Origin of the sequence: Alcanivorax sp. (genome assembly GCF_051117345.1) — a bacterium.
Classification (GTDB): domain Bacteria; phylum Pseudomonadota; class Gammaproteobacteria; order Pseudomonadales; family Alcanivoracaceae; genus Alcanivorax.
In genome coordinates, this window is record NZ_JBNPEC010000090.1 from 1 (window position 1) to 4,267 (window position 4,267).

Sequence of the window (4,267 nt, forward strand, 5' to 3'; positions counted from 1 at the left end):
GCGTGGGGGTTTCACCCAGGGGGTGGGCCATGCCGTTAATGGCGCCGGTGAGCATGCCCGGCAGAGCCAGCGGCAGCACCGGGGGCAACACCACCTGCATCTTCGTTGCCCCCAGCCCCAGGGTCGCCTGGCGAATGCTGGGCGGTACCGCCTTGAGGGCGGCACGGCTGTAAATGATGATGGTCGGCATGGTCATCAGGGTCAGCACGATACCGCCTACCAGCGGCACCGAGCGGGGCAGGCCGAACAGACCGATGATCACCGCCAGACCCAACAGACCGAAGATGATCGACGGTACCGCTGCCAGGTTGTTGATGTTCACTTCAATGAAGTCGGTGAACTTGTTCTTGGGGGCGAATTCTTCCAGGTAAATTGCCGCAGCCACACCCACCGGGAAGCTCAGCACCAGGGTCACGATCATGGTGAACAGGGAACCGAGAATGGCGCCAAGAATGCCCGCCTGTTCCGGCTCCCGGGAATCGCCGTAGCTGAACAGGGACTGGTTGAACACCATGCGGGTCTCGCCGGAGGCTTCCAGTTCGGCCACCCACTGCTGCTGCTTGGCGTTCAGACGGCTATCTTCGCGCTGCTTTTCATTGGCCTTGAGAAACAGGTCCACATCGTCATCGGCCAGCAACCACAGGGTGCGGGTTTGTCCCAGCAGGGCCGGGTCCTCGCGCAGCATATCGCGCAGGGCATAGCCGGCACCGGTGCTCACCAACTGATTCAGCGCCCGGGTATCCTGACGACCTTCCACGGTAGGGAAGCGTTCTGCCAGGGCCTCGCGGATCACGCCCTGATAATTACCATAGTTCAGTTCATCCTCGTCGCGAGGGTCGCTGACATCCAGCACCTCGGCGTCGAAGGTGATCGACAACTGGATTTCATGCTCGAAGAAAGCACTGTGACCCTTGCCGATAATGTCGGTGAACAGCAGCACCAGGGCCATCAGGCCAATGCCGATGGAGCCGATACCAAACGCCTTGAAGCGCTTCTCTGCCCGGTAGCGCCGGGCCAGCGTCTTGCGGACTTTTTCCGTGGTTTCGCTCATGGTCTCTCTCTAGTCGTACTGCTCGCGGTATTTCTTCACGATATGCAGCGCGAAGATATTCATGACCAGGGTCGTGATGAACAACATCAGGCCTAGGGCGAAGGCCGCCAGGGTCTTGGCGCTGTCGAATTCCTGGTCGCCGGTCAGCAGGGTGACAATCTGTACGGTGATGGTGGTCACCGCTTCCAGCGGATTGGCAGTGAGGTTGGCGGCCAGACCGGCGGCCATTACCACGATCATGGTTTCACCGATGGCGCGGGAGGCGGCCAGCAGGATACCGCCCATGATGCCCGGCAAGGCCGCCGGGAAAATCACCTTCTTGATGGTTTCGCTCTTGGTAGCACCCAGCCCCAGAGAACCATCACGCATAGCCTGGGGCACGGCGGTGATCACGTCATCCGCCAGAGAAGACACGAAGGGGATGATCATGATGCCCATCACCAGGCCAGCGGCCAGGGCGGATTCCGAAGCCACATCCAGACCAACGGATTCACCCAGGCCACGAATAAACGGCGCCACCGTCAGGGCGGCAAAGAAGCCGTACACCACGGTGGGGACACCAGCCAGCACTTCCAGCGCTGGCTTGGCCACGGTACGGACCCGGTTGCTGGCATATTCCGCCAGGTAAATGGCCGACATCAGCCCCACCGGCACCGCCACCAGCAAGGCGATGGCAGAAATCAACATGGTGCCCATAAACAATGGCACCGCCCCGAAGGCACCACCGGACGCCACCTGATCAGCCCGCAAAGCAGTCTGGGGACTCCACTGCAACCCGAACAGGAAATCGGTGACCGGCACCTTGCCGAAGAAACGAATGGATTCGAACAATACCGACAACACGATGCCCACCGTGGTCAGAATCGCCACCGTGGCACACAGCATGAAGAGGGTCTGCAGTACCCGCTCCACCTGCTGGCGGGCGCGCAATTGCGGCGACACCTTCAGCCAGGCCCAGGCACCGCCGAACATGCACAGCACGATAATCACCACGGTCAGCGCCATGGCGCTGGTCTGACGCAGGGACTGCAAATGTTCTGCAGCGGCAGCAATGGGCGGCTCCACAAAGTTGCTCGGCAACGCGCCGCTGGCCACATTCTGGATCTTGCTGAGCGTCAGGTTATAACTGGAAGCATCCGTCGGCTGCAGCCCAGCCGGCAAGCTGGCCAACACCTGCTGGCGGATAATGCTGTCGTCAAACGCCAGCCACAGGCCCAGCACGACCAGTGCGGGAATGGCACACCACATGGCCGAACGCATGGCAAAGTAAAACGGCAGCGAGTGCAGATGGCGAATCCCCCCCAGGGGACGGGCCAGCGCGTAGGAGCGGCGAAGCCCCACAAAGTAGGCGCCAGCCACCATCACCACCAGCAGCAACAGCAGGTTTCCGGTTTGCATGTAGTACTCCGATCGGATTTGCTCAAACAAGATCACCGCGGTGGTCTTGGTGGAACAAACTCGCCGTTTCAGGGGCGAAAAAGCCCGGTGGCAAACGCCACCGGGCCGAAAGCATCCATGCTTTTTGTTATTTCCCTTACAACTCTTCGCCAGTCATGGACTTCAGGCTGCGAGCCTGTTTGGCCATGCTCTTGCGCAGGTCATCACCCAGCGGGATCAGGCCTTTCTCGCCCAGGTAACCATTGTCACCCCAGGCTTTCTCGCTGGTGAATTCTTTCACGTAACCTTCGATGCCCGGTACCACACCCACGTGGGCTTTCTTCACGTAGAAGAACAGGGAGCGGGATACTGGGTAGTCACCGGAACCGATAGCGTCGAAAGTCGGCTCAACACCGTTCACGTTGGCAGCCTGTACCACACCGCGGTTCTGGTCCAGGAAGGAGTAACCGAACACACCGTAGGCAGCCGGGTTCTTTTCCAGCTTCTGCACGATCAGGTTGTCGTTCTCACCGGCTTCTACATAAGCGCCGTCTTCACGAACGCTACGGCAGATCGCCTTGTACTTGGACTTGTCTTCGCTCTTGATGGCCTTCAGCCAGGGGAAGGTCTTGCAACCGCCTTCGATGGCCAGTTCGTTGAAGGCATCACGGGTACCGGAGGTCGGCGGCGGGCCCAGTACTTCGATCTCGGTGTTGGGCAGAGCCGGGTTCACGTCTTTCCAGGTCTTGTAGGGGTTGGCTACCAGCTCTTCGCTGCCATCCGGGTTCGGTACATCCTTGGCCAGGGCCAGGAAGATGTCGCGCAGGGACAGGTCGATGTGCTCGCCCTTCACGGAGTTGGCGATCACGATGCCGTCATAGCCGACCTTCACTTCGGTGATGTCCTTCACACCGTTGCTCTGGCACAGCTCGAACTCGGATTTCTTCATGCGACGGGACGCATTGGTGATGTCCGGATGCTGGGTGCCAACGCCCTGACAGAACAGCTTCATGCCGCCGCCGGAACCGGTGGACTCGATTTTCGGAGTGGCGTTGCCAGTGCGACCGAAACGCTCGGCCACTACGGTGGCGAACGGATACACCGTGGAAGAACCCACGATGGAGATAGTGTCACGCGCCATGGCAGTACCCGGTACGCTGGCCATGGCCAGTGCAGCAGCGGCACCTGCCAGAGTTGCTTTCATCTTGAAATTCACAGTTAAGCCTCCTAGTTACATGGCACCGGCGCTTTCAGGTAAAGACCCCACCCCGGTTTTGTTCTTGCAATCTTTGCAAACCAGTTCATGTTTCAGCACTGCGCATGCTAGAGAGGGTTTGTGACAACAACATTACAGCAAGATAGCATTCCCGCTACAGGCTGCATGCAAAAAACGATTACCCCGGGAATCGGGCATGACGGTGGGATACCCCACCGTCGCTGGCGGCGTGATAGCTGAAAGTAGCGGGTTACAAGAAGCGAGAAGCGAAACCCAGGCGTTTACGGCTTTGTCGGTTGGCTTTTCGAAACTCGCTCCTCGTAACTCGTAGCGCGCACATCGTGCTGACTGCGACGTTTTCCGTATAATGCCCTTTTTTGGGCAACCTCCCGACAATAATGACAACACTGCTTTTACAGCGCTGGCAGCAACGCCTGACCGGCTTTACCACCCTGGTGGGCCGCGGCAGCGCCTGGCTGGCCCTGTTGCTGGTACTGGGCATGGTGCTGGTGGTGGTGCTGCGTTACGGCTTCGGCATCGGCAATATCGCCCTGGAGGAATCCCTCAACTATCTGCACGCCAACCTCTTTATGCTGGGGATTGCCTGCCACCCGGCCGAAGAC

Annotated in this window: 3 protein-coding genes and 1 pseudogene; 1 reads left to right on the plus strand and 3 read right to left on the minus strand. The window is 59.5% G+C overall.

Annotated elements, in window-relative coordinates:
• The 3 genes from ACFE0K_RS05910 to ACFE0K_RS05920 all read right to left on the minus strand — a co-directional run.
• On the minus strand, positions 1-1,051 hold a 1,051-nt coding region (locus ACFE0K_RS05910), incomplete at its 3' end, for a PstA family ABC transporter permease (protein ID WP_434535182.1).
• Between the two features lie 9 nt (positions 1,052-1,060).
• A complete protein-coding gene (pstC, locus tag ACFE0K_RS05915) occupies positions 1,061-2,449 on the minus strand; it encodes a phosphate ABC transporter permease subunit PstC (RefSeq protein WP_434535183.1) in 1,389 nt (462 codons plus the stop codon).
• A gap of 136 nt (positions 2,450-2,585) precedes the next feature.
• Complete coding sequence (locus ACFE0K_RS05920; protein ID WP_434535184.1) at positions 2,586-3,632, minus strand: substrate-binding domain-containing protein; 1,047 nt, start codon at positions 3,630-3,632, stop codon at positions 2,586-2,588.
• 410 nt (positions 3,633-4,042) lie between these two features.
• Between ACFE0K_RS05920 and ACFE0K_RS05925 the strand changes: the two are divergent.
• Positions 4,043-4,267: pseudogene (locus tag ACFE0K_RS05925) on the plus strand (TRAP transporter small permease subunit); the annotation flags it as partial.